The sequence below is a fragment of the Rhizobium sp. 05L429 genome, from assembly GCF_056397645.1.
On sequence record NZ_JBFTNV010000022.1, the window covers coordinates 80,483 to 97,003 of the forward strand.

The 16,521-nt window shown below is 58.7% G+C and carries 17 protein-coding genes; 10 read left to right on the top strand and 7 right to left on the bottom strand.

What is annotated here, in order from left to right; genetic code table 11:
- Positions 1–89: 89 nt before the first annotated feature.
- Positions 90–866, bottom strand: coding sequence for an SDR family oxidoreductase (locus AC1DNW_RS22090; protein ID WP_477854366.1), 777 nt, complete (start codon positions 864–866; stop codon positions 90–92).
- A 385-nt stretch (positions 867–1,251) separates the two neighbouring features.
- Here AC1DNW_RS22090 and AC1DNW_RS22095 point away from each other — a divergent pair, with 385 nt between their 5' ends.
- The 6 genes from AC1DNW_RS22095 (at position 1,252) to AC1DNW_RS22120 (ending at position 7,603) form a co-directional block, all read left to right on the top strand.
- The gene (locus tag AC1DNW_RS22095) at positions 1,252–2,235 is read left to right on the top strand and encodes an arabinose ABC transporter substrate-binding protein (protein ID WP_477854367.1); all 984 of its coding nucleotides are present in this window, start codon (positions 1,252–1,254) and stop codon (positions 2,233–2,235) included.
- Between the two features lie 69 nt (positions 2,236–2,304).
- Entirely contained in the window at positions 2,305–3,810 is a 1,506-nt protein-coding gene (gene araG, locus AC1DNW_RS22100; RefSeq protein WP_477854399.1) for an L-arabinose ABC transporter ATP-binding protein AraG, read from the top strand.
- 16 nt (positions 3,811–3,826) lie between these two features.
- The gene (gene araH / locus AC1DNW_RS22105; protein ID WP_477854368.1) at positions 3,827–4,783 is read left to right on the top strand and encodes an L-arabinose ABC transporter permease AraH; all 957 of its coding nucleotides are present in this window, start codon (positions 3,827–3,829) and stop codon (positions 4,781–4,783) included.
- 105 nt (positions 4,784–4,888) lie between these two features.
- Positions 4,889–5,662, top strand: coding sequence for a FadR/GntR family transcriptional regulator (locus tag AC1DNW_RS22110; protein ID WP_477854369.1), 774 nt, complete (start codon positions 4,889–4,891; stop codon positions 5,660–5,662).
- A 136-nt stretch (positions 5,663–5,798) separates the two neighbouring features.
- Positions 5,799–6,503 carry a GntR family transcriptional regulator gene (locus AC1DNW_RS22115; protein ID WP_477854370.1) on the top strand — a complete coding sequence of 235 codons (705 nt, stop codon included), beginning with the start codon at positions 5,799–5,801 and terminating at the stop codon, positions 6,501–6,503.
- A gap of 158 nt (positions 6,504–6,661) precedes the next feature.
- A complete protein-coding gene (locus AC1DNW_RS22120; RefSeq protein WP_477854371.1) occupies positions 6,662–7,603 on the top strand; it encodes a dihydrodipicolinate synthase family protein in 942 nt (313 codons plus the stop codon).
- A 228-nt stretch (positions 7,604–7,831) separates the two neighbouring features.
- Here the strand turns inward: AC1DNW_RS22120 and AC1DNW_RS22125 are convergent, their stop codons facing one another.
- Complete coding sequence (locus AC1DNW_RS22125) at positions 7,832–8,266, bottom strand: helix-turn-helix domain-containing protein (protein WP_477854372.1); 435 nt, start codon at positions 8,264–8,266, stop codon at positions 7,832–7,834.
- On the bottom strand, positions 8,235–8,435 hold the full coding sequence (locus AC1DNW_RS22130) for a hypothetical protein (RefSeq protein WP_477854373.1): 201 nt from the start codon (positions 8,433–8,435) through the stop codon (positions 8,235–8,237). The genes AC1DNW_RS22125 and AC1DNW_RS22130 overlap by 32 nt, the downstream gene beginning before the upstream one ends.
- Before the next feature lie 86 nt (positions 8,436–8,521).
- Between AC1DNW_RS22130 and AC1DNW_RS22135 the strand changes: the two genes are divergently transcribed.
- Both AC1DNW_RS22135 and AC1DNW_RS22140 read left to right on the top strand, forming a co-directional pair.
- The gene (locus AC1DNW_RS22135) at positions 8,522–9,073 is read left to right on the top strand and encodes a hypothetical protein (RefSeq protein WP_115039001.1); all 552 of its coding nucleotides are present in this window, start codon (positions 8,522–8,524) and stop codon (positions 9,071–9,073) included.
- Between the two features lie 2 nt (positions 9,074–9,075).
- Positions 9,076–9,297 carry a hypothetical protein gene (locus AC1DNW_RS22140; RefSeq protein ID WP_477854374.1) on the top strand — a complete coding sequence of 74 codons (222 nt, stop codon included), beginning with the start codon at positions 9,076–9,078 and terminating at the stop codon, positions 9,295–9,297.
- Here AC1DNW_RS22140 and AC1DNW_RS22145 read toward each other — a convergent pair.
- Positions 9,263–10,321 carry a LysR family transcriptional regulator gene (locus AC1DNW_RS22145; protein WP_477854375.1) on the bottom strand — a complete coding sequence of 353 codons (1,059 nt, stop codon included), beginning with the start codon at positions 10,319–10,321 and terminating at the stop codon, positions 9,263–9,265. The two genes, AC1DNW_RS22140 and AC1DNW_RS22145, sit on opposite strands and share 35 nt — an antisense overlap.
- Positions 10,322–10,690: 369 nt before the next feature.
- Here AC1DNW_RS22145 and AC1DNW_RS22150 point away from each other — a divergent pair, with 369 nt between their 5' ends.
- Entirely contained in the window at positions 10,691–10,957 is a 267-nt protein-coding gene (locus AC1DNW_RS22150) for a hypothetical protein (protein WP_477854376.1), read from the top strand.
- 611 nt (positions 10,958–11,568) lie between these two features.
- Here AC1DNW_RS22150 and serA read toward each other — a convergent pair.
- Positions 11,569–12,807, bottom strand: a complete 1,239-nt coding sequence (serA, locus tag AC1DNW_RS22155; RefSeq protein ID WP_477854377.1) for a phosphoglycerate dehydrogenase — start codon at positions 12,805–12,807, stop codon at positions 11,569–11,571.
- A 1,212-nt stretch (positions 12,808–14,019) separates the two neighbouring features.
- Between serA and AC1DNW_RS22160 the strand changes: the two genes are divergently transcribed.
- Entirely contained in the window at positions 14,020–14,376 is a 357-nt protein-coding gene (locus AC1DNW_RS22160) for a hypothetical protein (protein ID WP_477854378.1), read from the top strand.
- 374 nt (positions 14,377–14,750) lie between these two features.
- On the opposite strand, the gene AC1DNW_RS22165 is transcribed toward AC1DNW_RS22160, so the two are convergent.
- Positions 14,751–14,981 carry a hypothetical protein gene (locus AC1DNW_RS22165; protein ID WP_477854379.1) on the bottom strand — a complete coding sequence of 77 codons (231 nt, stop codon included), beginning with the start codon at positions 14,979–14,981 and terminating at the stop codon, positions 14,751–14,753.
- Positions 14,982–15,060: 79 nt separating this feature from the next.
- A complete protein-coding gene (locus tag AC1DNW_RS22170; protein WP_477854380.1) occupies positions 15,061–16,518 on the bottom strand; it encodes an aldo/keto reductase in 1,458 nt (485 codons plus the stop codon).
- Positions 16,519–16,521: the final 3 nt, after the last annotated feature.

Here is a 16,521-nt window from a genome sequence, read left to right on the forward strand (position 1 = left end):
GTGTCAAGTAATGCTGCTGCGCAAAAACTAGACAATGGCTGTGAGCGCCCGCACTCTGAGGCCCTGGAGAGAGGAGAAAAGACCCGCTGTTATTGATGCTGCATGACGCTCAAGCCACCGTCGATCGTCAGGCAGGTGGCATTCATGAAGGTGCACTCGTCAGAGATCATGAAGACCGCGGCCATGGCGATTTCCTGCGGCGTGGCGATCCGCCCGCCCGGATGCAGCTTCATCGTTTCGGCCTTGGCCTTTTCCGGATCGGGGAAGCTGTTCCAGTAATCGATGACCTTCTGGGTCGAGACGTAGCCGGGCGCAATCGCATTCACCCGCACGTTTTGCGGCGCATATTCGATGCCGAGAGACTTGGTCATGCCGAGCAGCGCATGTTTGGCGAGCGGGTAGGGGAAGGTGTGGGGAATGATGGTGAAGGCGTGCGTCGAGGCGATGTTGAGGATCACCCCGCCGCCTCCTGAAATCATCTGAGGCAGAACCGAACGGCAGCAGTGCCAGGCGCCCTTGAGATTGATGTCGAAGCAGCGCTGCCACTCTTCGTCTGTCGTCTGCAAGGGTTCGGCAAAAACGTTGACGCCGGCATTGTTGACGAGAGCATTGATGCTGCCGATCTGCTCTTCCGCCTTTGCAACGGCCGCCTTTATAACCGAAGCATCGGTGATGTCGGCCGCCTGATAGCCAAGTTGCGTGCCCTTCGATGCGAGTGCAGTGGCTGTCTCTTCGAGTAGCTTCTCATCGCGGTCGACGAGGAAGAGGCGGGCATCCTCGGCCGCAAAAGCTTCGGCGATCGCCTGTCCGATCCCTTGCGCTGCCCCGGTGATGAAGACCCGTTTTCCGGAAAGGCGGTTTGGCATCGTCTGGCTCCTCTTTATGCTCGTTCTCTTGTGATCGGGATATGGCCTAGAAACACGGGCCGAAAGTGCACCGTCCAGCAAATCGGTGATGGCCATGAAGCAATACCTTCCCACGGATCGAAGCTGATCCGGACTGTGGCGGCACCCTATTATCGGTCGATTGAATGTCAATATATATAGGATTTATTTTGCCAATCCCGGCGGCGTCTGGGTTCTGGTTTCGCTGATTCCGTCGCGTTAATCCGCGCCGGCGTGAATTCACTAGACTTTTCACCCAATGAATCACGTAAATAATCATACACAAATCTTGACTGGTATGATGTTTCTTTTTATTCAATGACTGCTGCCGAGTGAGCGGCAGATCGAGATTTTAGGGAGAGAGATTATGCGCTTCTTCAAAGCAGCCATCCTCGCTGGCGCCTTTGCCGTTCTGGCTGCCGGCTCCGTCTTGGCGGAGGATGTCAAGATCGGTTTCATCGTCAAGCAGCCGGAAGAGCCGTGGTTCCAGGACGAATGGAAGTTCGCCGACCAGGCCGCCAAGGAAAAGGGTTTCACCGTCGTCAAGATCGGCGCCGAAGACGGCGAGAAGGTCCAGTCGGCGATCGATAATCTCGGGGCGCAGGGCGCTCAGGGCTTCATCATCTGCACGCCTGACGTCAAGCTCGGTCCCGGCATCGTCGCCAAGGCCGCTGCCAACCAGCTGAAGCTGATGACGGTCGACGACCGTCTGGTCGACGCCGAAGGCAAGCCGCTGGAAGACGTGCCGCACATGGGCATTTCCGCCACGAAGATCGGCGAGGGCGTCGGCCAGGCAATTATCGATGAAATCAAGAAGCGCGGCTGGGACCTGAAGACTGTCGGCGCGATCCGCGTCTCCTACGACCAGCTGCCGACTGCTGTGGACCGCGTCGAAGGCGCGATCTCGGTGCTGAAGGCAGCCGGTTTCCCGGCCGAAAACATCTATGACGCACCGCAGGCAAAGACCGATACGGAAGCAGCGCTCAACGCCGCCACGACCGTTCTCAACAAGCACGCCGACGTGAAAAACTGGATTGCCTTTGGCCTCAACGACGAAGCCGTGCTCGGTGCCGTGCGCGCCTCGGAATCGGTCGGGATTCCGGCCGACAACATGATCGGCGTGGGCATCGGCGGTGCGGAATCGGCAATCAACKAGTTCAAGAAGCCTTCTGCGACCGGCTTTTTCGGCACCGTCATCATCTCGCCGAAGCGTCACGGTTATGAAACCGCGCTCAACATGTATGACTGGATCGCCAACGGCAAGGAGCCGGCAAAGGTGACGCTGACGTCGGGTTCGCTTGCGCTGCGCGGCGACTATGAAAAGGTTCGCAAGGACCTCGGCATCGAATAATCATCCTCCCATGATGACTTCATCCCGGCGGCATTTGAGGCCGCCGGGTTCATTCTCGACGGAGCGATGATGGCTTTCCTCGAATTCAAGACCATTTCCAAGGGCTATCCGGGCGTCCAGGCGCTGTCGAACGTCTCCTTCGGCGTCGAAAAGGGCGCCGTGCACGGGCTGATGGGAGAAAACGGCGCCGGCAAATCCACCCTGATCCGCGTGCTCTCTGGCGATCAGTCAGCCGATGAAGGCAGCATTCTCATCGACGGCGTCGAGCAGAAATACAGCTCTGTCCGCGATGCATTCCATGCCGGCGTCATCGTCATCCATCAGGAGCTGCAGCTCGTTCCGGAACTGACCGTTGCCGAAAACCTCTGGCTCKGGCGCTTTCCCGGCAAGGCTGGCGTCATCAACGGCAAGACGCTGATCGAGACCGTTCGCGCCAAGCTTGACGAGATTGGTATCGACGTCGATCCCTCGGTAAAAGTGTCCGCGCTTTCGATCGGCGCCCGTCAGATGGTGGAGATCGCCAAGGCCGTCATGCTCGACGCCCGGGTCATCGCGCTCGACGAGCCGACCTCGTCCTTGTCCTCGCGCGAAAGCGAAATCCTCTTCTCGCTGATCGGCAGGTTGAAGGCAAAAGGCACGGTCATTCTTTACGTCTCCCATCGCCTCGACGAGATCTTCCGTCTCTGCGACAGCCTGACGGTGTTGCGCGACGGCAAACTTGCCGCCCATCATCCCAAGGTCGCCGAGACGACGCGCGAACAGATCATCGCCGAAATGGTCGGGCGCGAGATCAGCAATATCTGGGGCTGGCGCGAGCGGCCACTCGGCGACATGCGCCTTGAGGTCAAGACCCTCTCCGGGTCCAGGCTGCGCAATCCAATCAGCTTCTCCGTCCGCAGGGGCGAAATCCTCGGCTTCTTCGGCCTGATCGGTGCCGGGCGAAGCGAGATGGCGCGGCTGCTCTACGGCGCCGACCACCGCCATCGAGGCACTGTTGCGATCGACGGCGTTGCCGTTTCTCCCAATAATCCGAAGGCGGCGATTAATGCCGGCATGGTGCTCTGCCCCGAGGACCGCAAGCTCGACGGCATCATCCAGGGCCGGTCGATCGAGGAGAATATCGCAATCTCCTCGCGCCGGCATTTCTCGCCCTTCGGCGTGCTGAACCCGAAGAAGGAAGCCGCCGTCGCCGATCAGTTCATCGCCAAGCTCAGGGTGCGCACGCCCTCGCGCAAGCAGGACATCATCAATCTCTCCGGCGGCAACCAGCAGAAGGTCATTCTCGGCCGCTGGCTGTCGGAGCAGGGCGTCAAGGTGCTGGTCATCGACGAGCCGACGCGCGGTATCGATGTCGGCGCCAAGTCGGAGATCTATGAAATCCTCTATGAGCTGGCGGCGGGCGGMATGGCGATCGTCGTCATCTCCAGTGAGCTTCCCGAGGTCATGGGCATTTCCGATCGCATCATGATCATGTGCCAGGGCCGCGTCGCTGCCGATGTGGCGCGCGCCGATTTCGACGAACGCAGCATTCTGACCGCGGCGCTGCCCGACAAGAACGCTGCCGGCACAATCTAATTCAGGAACAGCATTCATGAACGCGTTGAAAAAAATCCTTCTTGGCGAACAGGGTCTGGTGGTGATCTTCGCGATCGCCTTCGTGATTGTCTCGCTGACCGTGCCGAGCTTCCTGACTGAACGCAACATGCTGGGTCTCTTACAGTCCGTGGTAACAATCGGCATCGTCGCCTGCACGATGATGTTCTGCCTCGCCTCGCGCGACTTCGACCTTTCCGTCGGCTCGACCGTTGCCTTCTCKGGCATGATCGCCGTCATGGTGTCGAATTCTACCGGCTCCATTCCCCTCGGCCTGCTCGCGGCTCTCGTCTGCGGCGCCCTCGTCGGCGCCGTCAACGGCGTGGTCATCGCCCGCTTCCGCATCAACGCGCTGATCACCACGCTCGCGACGATGCAGATCGTCCGCGGCCTGGCGCTGATCGCCTCGGATGGCCGCGCCGTCGGCATCAATGATCCGGCCTTCTATCAGCTGGCGCTGTCGCGTTTTCTGACGGTGCCGACGCCGATCTGGATCATGCTGCTGCTCTTCATCGTCTTCGGCTTCGTGCTGAACCGCACCGTCTTCGGCAAGAATACGCTGGCAATCGGCGGCAATCCGGAGGCCTCGCGTCTCGCCGGGGTCAACGTCGTCACCATGCGCATCTGGATCTTTGCGCTGCAGGGCCTCGTCTGCGCCATCGCCGGCATTCTGCTTGCCTCGCGCATCACGTCGGGCCAGCCGAATGCGGCGACCGGCCTGGAACTGTCCGTTATCTCGGCCTGCGTGCTCGGCGGCGTGTCGCTTGCCGGCGGGCGTGCTGCGATGACCGGCGTGATCGTCGGCGTGCTCATCATGGGCATTGCCGAAAACGTCATGAACCTGCTCAACATCCAGGCCTTCTATCAATATGTGGTGCGCGGTCTTATTCTTCTGATCGCCGTCCTGCTCGACAATATGCGCTCGTCGGCCGCCGGGCGCGGCAGTCGCGCGTGACGATCAGTTTTCTTGGGAGAAGCTCGCTGAGCCCGCGGTTGTCCATTGATGAGAAAGCATGGCGCTGCTCATGGTGACAGCAAGGCCAGTGGAACGGGAGACGTTATGAGCACTCGATCGGGACTTCTGCGAACAGGAAGCGCGGTGGCGAAGCCCGAACAGGGGCGGCGCACCGTGCGCGAGGAGCTGTTGAAGAAGCTCGTCGGACAGATCGTATCCGGCGACATTGCCGAAGGCTCGCTGCTTCCGAACGAAGCGGAGCTTTCCGAAGTCTATGGTGTCAGCCGCACCAGTCTTCGGGAGGCCATGCAATATCTGTCGGCGCTCGGCATGATCCGCTCCCGCACGCGCGCCGGCACCAGTGTGCTGCCGCGTGAGAACTGGAATTATCTCGATCCGATGGTTCTTGATGCGACGCTCGAATTCAGCGACGACCGCGGTTTCTACGATTCGCTCCTCGATGCCCGCCAGCTGCTGGAGCCGGCAGCTGCCGCACAGGCGGCGGCGAACGCCACTGCCAAACAGCTCGCCCAGATCGCCGAAGCCTTCGAGGACATGGTGGCTGCCAACGCCCGCGACAACGAGGCCTGGAGCCAGGCGGATCTCGAATTCCACACCGCCATCATCAATGCCAGCGGCAACTGGGTCTTCCGCCAGTTCGCCACAGCGATCCGGGCTGCGTTGCTGGCAAGCTTCCGCCTGACCAACCGGGCAAGCCAGAGCCACGACTATGCGATCGCCCGGCATCAGGATGTACTCGACGCCATCCGCATGCGCCGCCCCGACGCGGCGCGCTTTGCGATGGAGCAGCTGATCGGCACGGCCCGGATGGAATTGAGTGACGCTCTGCGTGTCGGCAAGCCGGGAAAGCAGGAGTAGGCCCCGCGATTGTCTCGCCGCAAGAAGCAAGACTCAAAATTCCGTCTGCCGACAGAAAGTATATTCAGTTTGAAGTCCTTTTGCGGATTCGCTAGTAACGAGATGTAGACTCGGCTGCTTGAAGGACAATGGACGCGTGGACGAGAGCGAAAAACTGCAGACGCATCGGCGCGGCTCTGGCGTATCGACGGTCTACGAGACGCTTAGAAATGAGATCATCGAGCTGAAGCTGCCGCCGGGCAGCCCGATCGATGAGCAGCAATTGTCCGATCGGTTTGCGTTGTCGCGGACGCCGATCCGCGAAGCGCTCGTACGGCTCGCCGCCGAAGGGCTGATCACGACGCTTACCAACCGGGCGACGATTGTCTCGAACATCGATTTCCTCGGTCTGCCCGAATTTTTCGATGCGTTGACGCTGATGTATCGGGTCACGACGCGGCTTGCGGCTGCCAATCATGCTGAAGGCGATATCGCCGTCATCCGCGTTCAGCAGAAAGCCTTCGAGGTTGCCGTCACCAACCGCGATGTGCTCGGCATGATTTCGACCAACCGAGATTTTCATATCGCGATCGCCCAGGCCGGCCGGAACCGCTATTACGTCGAACTTTTCACCCGCCTTCTCGATGAAGGCCGCCGCATTCTGAGGCTGTACTATTCTTCCTTCAACGATGTGCTGCCACGGCAATATGTCGGCGAGCATGAAGAGATGATCCAGGCGATCATCAATCGTGACGTGGCACTCGCTGATAGCCTGGCATCTGCCCACGCTGATCAGATCGTCGGCCAAATCCGCTCCTACATTACCGCCGACTCTCGCCAGAACGCCAGGTTGGCGCTCTAGCAGCCTCATACAGGCTCGCACTATCGCAGCGGTGCTTTGCTTGGCATCGAAGGAAAGTCGTCGCCTGTATTTTTCTTGTCGACAAGAAGTCGGCAGGGTGGTAAATGGCTCATCAACCCCGCCGTTCGGGGATTTTTCCAAATAAAGAGAGATTGGCGATGACTGGTTCCGTATTCCAAGGCTGCATCCCGGCGCTCATGACGCCGTGCAAGGATGATCGTACCCCTGACTTCGATGCGCTTGCCCGTAAAGGCAAGGAGCTGATCGACCTCGGCATGTCCGCCGTCGTCTATTGCGGTTCGATGGGCGACTGGCCGCTTTTGACGGACGAGCAGCGCCAGGAGGGCGTCAAGCGCCTCGTCGAAGCGGGCGTTCCCGTCATCGTCGGTACCGGCGCCGTCAACACAAAGTCGGCCGTTGCCCATGCCGCCCATGCTGCTGCCGTCGGCGCCAAGGGCCTGATGGTCATCCCACGCGTCCTGTCGCGCGGCTCGTCGGCTTCGGCCCAGCGGGATCATTTCTCGGCGATCCTCGAAGCTGCAAGGGATCTCCCGGCTGTCATCTACAACAGCCCCTATTATGGCTTTGCGACCCGCGCTGACCTGTTCTTCGATCTGCGTTCGCGCTTTGCCAACCTCGTCGGCTTCAAGGAATTCGGCGGCAAGAACGATATGACCTACGCTGCCGAAAACATCACGTCGGGCGATGATGCGCTGACGCTGATGGTTGGAGTCGATACCGGTGTCTATCATGGTTTCGTCAATTGCGGTGCAGGCGGTGCCATCACCGGCATCGGCAATGCGCTGCCGAAGGAAGTCCTGCATCTCGTCTCGCTCYGCGAAAAGGCCGCCAAGGGTGATGCGGCTGCCCGCGGCGCCGCACGCGAACTCGAAGAAGCGCTGACGGTTCTGTCGACCTATGACGAAGGCCCGGACCTCGTTTTGCACTACAAGTATCTGATGGTGCTGAACGGCGAGAAGGAATACTCGCTGCATTTCAACGAGACCGACAAGCTTAGCGGTTCGCAGCGCCGCCACCTCGAAAACCAGTACCGCCTGTTCAGGACCTGGTATGCCGCGCGTTATCCGAACGCTGCCTGAGGTTCTCCATGACCGTTAGGCCTCGCAGCTTGCCTGCGAGGCCGCTCAGAAGGCCTAAATACTGGCGCGATCTTTCAAGTTCGCTTTGCCCCGCTTCAAGCCTTTGTTTTCCGCATGTCGTTATCGCAAATCCGCTGCGCATTTTGCGCGACTGACTTTCGCCTTATCAGGTCAGTCAGCGCTGAGCCGAAGCCAGGCGGATCGCCGTTGGTTCGGCTGTTTGACGCGTCAGTTCGCTCCATCGGCGACGGCCAGGGAGTGGATCAGCATCGTCAGGTTGCGCCGGATCGTCTCATCGGAGATGCGCCCGATTTTCTTGGCAAGATAGGCTGCCTCGTCCTCGGCACCAGCCCCCGCCGCAGTTTCGACGCCGTTGACGAACCAGCTGGCATCCACCTTCATGAAGCTGCACAACCGCAGCATGACGGCGACGGAGAGGCGGTTTGTGCCATTCTCGTATTTCTGAATCTGCTGAAACGCGACGCCGATATGCGCGGCCAGTTCGCTTTGGGTGACGCCGCGCGCGGCGCGCACGGAGCGTAGTCTTTGGCCGATTGCCAAATTCAGTTCCTGATCTTTCATGCCTATCCTTAAGAATACTTCCGCAAATGCAAACTGTTGGGAGTTGTCTTTACATGATCGGCTTTTGAGATCCACCTCCATCGGTCAATAACGTCAGTTGTTCTTTGAGCTGCCGCTGTTCTGTCTCCGACAGACGGGCGATTTCATTTTCAACGAAGCTGGTAATGGCCCGTGGGTCGTCGCCAAACCGGCGCGCGCCTTCGGCGCAGAGAGCGATGATGGTTGCCATCGGATTGGCAAGGCCCGTCATTTTTGAAATCCCCCCTGAAATCTTCGTCCTTCGCTTCGCAGACGTTCTGGAGTTGAAGTGGGTTGCACAGACAACGAGGCCGACCGATGGTGAACAAATATCCCAATCTTCGATGCCAAGTGGCAACGACCCCGGACCATGTCCGGGATGCGATGATCCTCAGAAGCATCTGCTTTGTCCATGAGCACGGTATCTCGCCCTCCTTCATCTTCGATGGCAATGATCACCAGGCCACGCATTTCGTCTTTTATGATGGCGAAGAGCCGGTTGGTTCTCTTCGCATCCGCTGGTTTGCCGACTTTGCCAAGTATGAACGAACCTGCTTCCGCGAAAAGTACCGACACCCTTTTACGGTTAAGCGTTGCATTCAGATGACTTTCGATCACGTGGCGCGCAAGGGCTACACGAAGGTTCTGACCCAGGCCGAGCAACGCCTCGCGCGCTTGTGGACCATTTTGTTCGACCTGGAGATCGTCGACAGCCCTCCTGTGGAGATCGCCGGCCATCCGGAGCCTTATCTGACGGTGGTCGGCACAATCCCCGCCTCGTCTGACCCGATTACCATGGAAAGCAGCAGTGCATTGCTGTTGCGCATCGAAGGTCAGTGGGACGCGCCGAGTTCGTTTGAGACGGCATGATCATGGCAGGTTTGAGGAATAAGGGTGACAGATCCGTAACGGCGGCGCTGCAGGAGGAAATCCTGGCCCGCACGAGACTGCACACCGAAATGGTGCGTCGTCTCGTCAATGATCCGACGGTCCAGCCGATCGAGCTCGCCGGCTTCCTCGAGGATGTCGCGAATGCCTATCTTTCGATCTCGGAAGAACTCAGCCAAATTGTGAAGGCGGCGGAGGGGCGATAGTTTCAAGCATCTTGCGGAGGCTTTCTTCTTGCTCGTGCCGCCCCGACGGGAAGGTCAATCCCGTACCGAATGACGGGTTAGTCCTGAAAATATCGACGATCCAGTCATAGACGGCGGCAACCGGTCTCGATTGCCGGCGATTGGCAACAGAAATCAGATAGATCGGCAGGGCGACATGAACCCCAAGCTCAAGCGGCACCAGCTCGGGATCGGCCAGGACATAGTTGCCGAGCAGCCCGACGCCGGCGCCGTTACGAACGAGGGCGTAGTAGGCGAGCGAGTTCTCGCAGTTGTGGGTCTGGTGGCCGGCTTCGACAAGGCCGCGCCAGCCGTCCCAGATTTCGCGTTCTGAGGCATAGTAGTTGCACTGCACATAGACATGCTGGGAAACGAATTGCCGCTGCGGAACGCCGGATTTCTTCAGATAGTCACGGCTGGCAACCGGAATGAGATGAAGAGTGCCGATCTCGACGCAATCGACATCTGCTCTTGAGATCGGAGACAGCGAGATCATCAAGTCGGCCTGGTTCTTCTCGAAATTGACGAGCGACACCTGTTCCCGGATGTCGAGATTGAGGCGCGGATAGCTGTCGTTCAGCCGGGGCACCGCAGGAGCGACGATGGCGACGGCAAGACCGGAGGTCACGCTGACGGCGAYCCGCCCGGTGACGGCGTCCATCTCATCCTTCAGGTCGTTGGAAAGGGCAAACAGCTGGAAATCGAGCTCTGCGACCTGGATGGCGAGCTTGCGGCCGGTTTCCGTGAGTGTGACGCCGGAAAAGGTCGAGATAACGAGTTGCGAGCCGATCTGGTCCTGGAGGCGTTTCACATCGCGGCTCACGGTCGGCGCACTGGTGCCGAGCAGTTCCGCGGCCTGAGCAAAGGAGGGGCTTTTGGCGACGGCCAGAAAGGTTCTGAGCTCGCGCCAGATCGGCTGCGAAAGCAGGCCCCTGATCTCAAGTGGGGATTTATCCAGATCGGCGCGTTCGCTGCCGAACGGAAGAGGAGGGAAGGGTTTGTTCACGACCGCCTCGCGTATTAGTGGAGGCGCAACAATATACTTGATCGGGGATTACGGGCAATTGCTGAAGAATGGCAGCTTATCGGCGCTGAGAAGTCGCAGTTTAACGATCGCAAACGCCAATTTTGATCACAGAATAGTCTGCAATACTACCGCAGAGGTGTTCTATCTCGCCTCGAGAGATCAATTAAGTTAAGGAAATGGCAGAAATTTTTAGGTCTAAATCCAGATAATTCAGTTATTTACGCAACTCTTGGGGTGTGTTAGCGTTTTGGCTCTGACGAGATCCGATTCAATATTCCGTTTCGGGAGCGATGCAGGCGGGCCTGCTCGATCTCGAACCTTTGCCAAGCTTGGAGGCAAATTAAGGCGATGGCCGACGCGATTCCTGATGTGATTGACAGCAATGAGCCAGTGGGATTCCTGCGGCTCTTCCGCCTCATTTCAGCAGCAAGAGACAGTGCTTCATCATTGCAGCTCATGGATCTCGCGCGCCTTATGGATATGGCGCTGATGCAGACGGCGCTCGACTGGGACGGGCTTGATGCCGAAAACCTGGATGAGCGCGCCTTCCTGGATCTCATCCGCGAGAAGCAGCAAATCGCCCAGCAGACGCATATCCATGCCGTTTCAAATTGAGATGGGCATGGCCGAACCGAAATGGAAGGTCAGATGGTGCACCCAATGATCCATCCTTAGGTTATTCCGAGGATTCGTCGGTCGAAAAGCGGCGTAGCCAATCGGTTTTTTGGCGAGGGGACGGGATAGACCTTCGCTGCTTAGCCATCGATTTTTCAGACCATTTGATGGTGTTTACGGATAAGGATGGGTGAGAAAAGGGCCATTTGCATGCGTGTTTTATGAATGAAATGCGAGTCTGCGGAGCGCGATTGATGGCCCTGCAGGGGCTCTGGTTATCCCAAGCGCCGAATGCGCGCCAGCGCCCTTCTAAGGCGCAAATGCTGGAAAATAAGGTTTCGCGTAGCAAGGCATCGACCAATCATCGCCTCGACGGATAAAACTGGGACGACATCCGCGGTCAGCGTGTCCGGAGCCTGCTCGCCACGAAGGATCGGCAAAGGTGATCAGCTACAAGCTGTCCATCGAATTCGGGCGAAACGCGCCCAAAACGACGCCCGCGGAAAGGTTTGCAGAGTGTGTTGCAGCGATCAGTTGACCCCACCGCGCAATGCGGACGTTGCGTGTTGCATTCTGGAGGTCTCAATGGCAATGTACTGTTGTTTGGTGCGTCAATAGAGTAAACGCGTTCTGATCGTYCCCGGGATCTCGCGTAGTGCCTGACTGATTTCGTCGGCTGCAAGGGACACATCCTCGACTTCGATGACCACATAACCCGTATCGCCATGGGTCTGTAGGAATTCGGCGACGATATTCAGCCCACGTGACGCKAAGATCTCGTTCAACTGGATGAGCATGCCGGGGCGGTTTTCATGAACATGGATAAACCGCGTACCGTTCGGCCGTTCAGGCAACTGGACCTGCGGAAAGTTGACGGCGCCCATCGTTGAGCCGATGTCGGAATATTCGACCAGCTTTCTGGAAACTTCTCCGCCGATGCGCTCCTGGGCCTCTTCTGTCGAGCCGCCGATATGCGGTGTCAGAATGACATTGCTCAAGCCCTGCAGCGGCGTCTCGAAACGCTCACTGTTCGATGCCGGCTCCTTGGGAAAAACATCGACCGCAGCACCTGCCAGATGGCCCTCTCTCAAGACTATCGCAAGCGCGTCGAGATCGACAACTGTCCCGCGGGAATTGTTGATGAATATGGCGCCTTTCTTCATACGGCGCAGTTCGGTTTCGGTGATCAYATTGTGCGTCGATGGCGTTTCCGGAACGTGCATCGTCACATAATCCGAGATTTCGAGAAGCTCGCCGAGCGAAGCCATCGATTCCGAATTGCCGCGGCGCAGCCTATCGGAGAGATCGAAATAACGCACCAACATGCCCATGCTTTCCGCAAGAGCACTCAGCTGCGAGCCGATATTGCCGTAGCCGACGATGCCGAGGGTTTTTCCGCGGACTTCGCGGCTGCCGACAGCAGATTTCTCCCATCCGCCCTGATGTGCAGACGCCGAGCGTGGGAAGATCTGCCGCGTCAGCATGATGATCTCGCCGATCACAAGTTCGGCCACCGAGCGCGTGTTCGAATAAGGCGCGTTAAACACCGGAATCCCGCGGCGGCGTGCCGCTTCCAGATCGACCTGGTTCGTGCCGACGGAAAAACAGCCGACGGCAATCAGCTTCTTGGCAGATTCGAAAATCTCTTCTGTCAGCTGCGTTCGGGAACGAATGCCGATGATGTGCGCATCGGCGATATGGCTCTTGAGATCCCTGTCATCAAGCGCTTTCGGCAGATGCACGAGGTTGGTGTATCCGCAAGACGAAAAATAGTCCACGGCGCTCTGGCTGATGCCTTCAAGCAGAAGCACGGAAATTCGGTCACGGGGCAGGGAAAGCTGGAGAGGCATAGAGAGACTTTCGTTTTCCGAATTTAAACAAGTCGATGTCGTTTGCGGCCTTGCGGCGCGTTACAACATGGCTTTGCGACCATACGACAACCAGTGCAAGCACAAATCCCAATATTCTCTGCTTCCACTGAACGCGCCTCGGCGACTGATCCCGAATTGCGCTCGCCAACCCCGCGACGTCTGCAAGCGGCTTGCTCCCGCCCTTCGACGCGTTGCTGCCAGAGCCGGTGCTTGCGGCCGGGCAGGTGAGGGGAGGGGGCGGCCGGTCGTTCGCTACGAGGGTTCGGACTATCGCGAGTCCGCCCCGCTTGCGGAACACTCGGTCGTGGGGCAGTCAGTCCCGCTGGTCCTTTGGATCGCCTACGCTCAAGCTCCTGGGGCTGCCTTCATCACGCCTCGTGTGACGCGAATTACCGCTTTCCCGCGCTGGGCGCGCGCCGCGATGCTGAAAGCTCCGATATGCTTCCTCTTCTTTTGACGATCCTTCGGATCGGAAGTGCGCCTGCATTGCAGCTTGCCCGTTTGGAGCGCCGATCGTTTCAGCGGACGTTACTCTTCACCCGCACAGAACGCATTCAGGAGACGGCGCGTGAGCGCTTGATCCGGATCCTGACAAATGACGTTAGGTGAGGCTACGCGCCAATGCCACCGCCTACCGGTTCGCCTGCATCCTGAAATTCGCAATCATGCCCGCCGATATATCCTGCGGGTAACAAAGTGGCGCATATCCGCCGCCTTTGCTGTCAGCACTGCGGCGGCCGTACGACCGCCCAGGGCGATCCGTGCTGTACGGGCAGGCGCAGGTTCCCGGATACATCGCTATGGATTCCACCTTTGATGACCGCAGGTTCTACTCGATCGAGACAGGGCTGGTGAACCATACTTGTATCAATGATTGCAACCAGCTTCCCGGTACAGAACCGTCTGAATCGGTGGGTACCTCAGCATTATCCTTAGCAAACCTTCTTTGTCCGCTTCTTGCTTTCGCTGATCATCGCTCGGCACGTGCAACCCAAGTTTGTCACAGTCATGGCAAATGTTGGAATTCCACCTAAACATAGGTCTGAAGAAGCCTGAACAGGGGTCTGATTTTCGAACTGCCGTTTTCGGGCKATCGTCTGACCGTTGCCCAAGACGGYCGGTAGTTGATGGTCTCCCCACCATCAATTGTCGACCATGATTGAGGTGGATCAACCCTAAAGGAGAATTAAGATGAACAGCAGATTCAAGATTGCCTTTGTTGCAGCCTTTGCATCTCTGGCTCTGGCCGGCGTCAGCCGTGCCGAAAGCATCGCGATGAACACAGCCCCCGAAATTGCCCAGACCCTTCGTGCCTTCAATTCCGACTTCAATCTTCGTTACGTCGGAAACTGGGACAACGATCCGGAACATGAGACCCGCGGTCTCTCCGCAACGGGCCGCACGGACAACCAGTTGCGTGCGATCCGAGCCTCGATCAGCGAAAACAAGGACCTTGTTCGCAAGCTGAATCAGGATGATGTAAAAGTCKAYAATATCGTTGACGCCGAACAGGCCGCCGACGGCAGCGTTACCTTCTTCGTACGCTAAGACGCCTCACAGCATGGACAATAATCGTCACTCCATGCTGCAGGACCAGCCGGGCAGCGGAAATCTCTACCGATACCGGAGAATGGTTATTCAGGTATTTTGGACAATGTTCCGGTCTGCCCGGCTGCCAGAATTGGCCCAACTCGTCAGTTCGCTTTCCATGGGGGCGCAACTGCGTGCTCGTGCCCTTGGGAATTTAGGTGAGATAAAAAGGTCAAGGCTCAGATCTTTCGCCTTTTGGGACCCGGAGATTGCGGCCGGCGGCAAATAGTTCCATAAACTGGACGACGCCTCAGGCGTGTGTTTTCAATGATTTAGTGAATAGTTAAAGGTGGGGTTGGTTCGATTCTCCTCAACGCGCGCTAGTCGCTGAGTCAGAAGGACGCCGGCTTCGCCACGCCCGCCATGGCAGAAAGATCGCCTTGTGGCGGTCTCTCCAAGTCTATAGGTGAGCGCCTTTGTAAGCCATTCTCAACAGCAGCCACGGCCTGCTGGATGATATCGATGACGACCGTGGGCAGGAAAGCATTGGTACGTGGCTCATAGATATCGCCGTCGACAAGAATGTCGGCGGTGGGCACCTGGACATGTTCACGGCCCGTCATCTGCTGGCGACCGCCTGAACGGAAACGGTTTCTGTGGTACGCGCAAGTTAGCGCCCAGCCCGATTTATGTTGCCTGCACTCAGTCGCAGACTGCTTCCGCCTCGATTTCAACCTCGTAGTCCCCAATCAGGTTTCCGGCCTCGATGAGCGTATTGGCGGGCAGGATGGATGAAAAGGCACGGCCATGGGCCCGGGAAACGGGTTCCCACTGGTTTCCGTCGCGCAGATAGATACGGGTGCGGATCACGTCTTCGATGCTGCCGCCAAGTGCCGAAATGGACGCTGCGATCTTGTCGAGAATGTAAGTGGCCTGCGCACCGGCATCGCCGGGTGCGACGCAGCGGTCCGCGCCATGGGTCGCGGTGGTGCCGGAGACGAGGATACGGTTGCCGATCCGGACCGCGCGGCTGTAGCCGGCCATCGGCTCCCAGATGCTGCCCGACGATACGCGCGAACGGCCCGGCCTGCCGGGCACCCGGACTGCGGTGTAGATCGAAGGGATGGCGTCCAGATGGTGGCTGAGATCGCCCGATGCCGTCAGGAAAGGCGGCTTGCGATATTCGTCGCCGCAGTCGCCGGGAATGGGTTGCGTAGCCGCAAAGGCGGCATTAAGGGCTGCGTGGTCCTCGCCGTCCAGCGCGAAGGAAAATACCTTGAGATTGTCGTCGCGATGCTCGTTTTCCCCAATCCGCGCGCCAACAATGGTGGCGGCGACGGCCGGATGTTCAAGAACCCAGCGACTGGCGACATTCGAGATCGAGACCTTGTGCTTGGCCGCGATGCCGGAGGCCGCGCGCAAAATACCTTGAAACGCCTCCCAGCCACCGGCGGTATCGATAAAGCGCTTGTACTTCGAGCGGCTCCAGTCGGCGATATCAGTGGGTTCCGGTTGAATAAGCCATTTCTCGGAGAGGAAGCCCCCGCAAAGCGTGCCATAGGCCAGCAGCTTGACGCCGGTTTTGGCGCAGAGATCCGACAAGGCCCCTGCCGCCCGGCGATCGACCAGCGAAAATGAAACCTGATTGGTGGCGATCTCGATGCCGTCGGCCAGGGCCAGCGCCAGATGCCCAGCATCAAAATTGGTAAGCCCCAACGCACCGATCAGGCCTTCTTCCCGCAGACGCTGCATTTCATGCAGGGCGTCGAGCCAGGCTGGATGTTCGAAGCTCCACCAATGGAACTGAAGCAAATCGACCTTGTCGACACCAAGCCGGGCCAGGCGTTCCTCGACGCCACCACGCACCACATCCGCGGTCATCGGACCCGGYTCGGGGCACCATTTGGTGAAGGCAACCGGTCTGGCGCTGTCATACCGCGCCAGCAGGCGTCCGGTGATCAGCTCGGCCGAACCGTAGTGATCCGCCATGTCGAATGTGTCGAACCCGTCGCGCGCATAGGCGTCAAGCGCATCGGCGCCTTGGTCGGGATCGATTATCATGCCGTTTTTCTCGATGTCGGCAACCTGCCAAAGCCCGCAGATGAGGCGGCTGATGGAGAGGTCCGTGGTGAGGGCTATGCGATCGGGCCGGTGCGACATGGT

Bases quoted from the DNA above. Each gene is read 5' to 3' on its own strand.
- AC1DNW_RS22090 (WP_477854366.1), bottom strand. From the start codon at position 866: ATGCCAAACCGCCTTTCCGGAAAACGGGTCTTCATCACCGGGGCAGCG.
- AC1DNW_RS22110 (WP_477854369.1), top strand. From the start codon at position 4,889: ATGAGCACTCGATCGGGACTTCTGCGAACAGGAAGCGCGGTGGCGAAG.
- AC1DNW_RS22125 (WP_477854372.1), bottom strand. From the start codon at position 8,266: ATGGAGGTGGATCTCAAAAGCCGATCATGTAAAGACAACTCCCAACAG.
- AC1DNW_RS22130 (WP_477854373.1), bottom strand. From the start codon at position 8,435: ATGACGGGCCTTGCCAATCCGATGGCAACCATCATCGCTCTCTGCGCC.
- AC1DNW_RS22135 (WP_115039001.1), top strand. From the start codon at position 8,522: ATGGTGAACAAATATCCCAATCTTCGATGCCAAGTGGCAACGACCCCG.
- AC1DNW_RS22140 (WP_477854374.1), top strand. From the start codon at position 9,076: ATGGCAGGTTTGAGGAATAAGGGTGACAGATCCGTAACGGCGGCGCTG.
- AC1DNW_RS22150 (WP_477854376.1), top strand. From the start codon at position 10,691: ATGGCCGACGCGATTCCTGATGTGATTGACAGCAATGAGCCAGTGGGA.
- AC1DNW_RS22165 (WP_477854379.1), bottom strand. From the start codon at position 14,981: ATGACGGGCCGTGAACATGTCCAGGTGCCCACCGCCGACATTCTTGTC.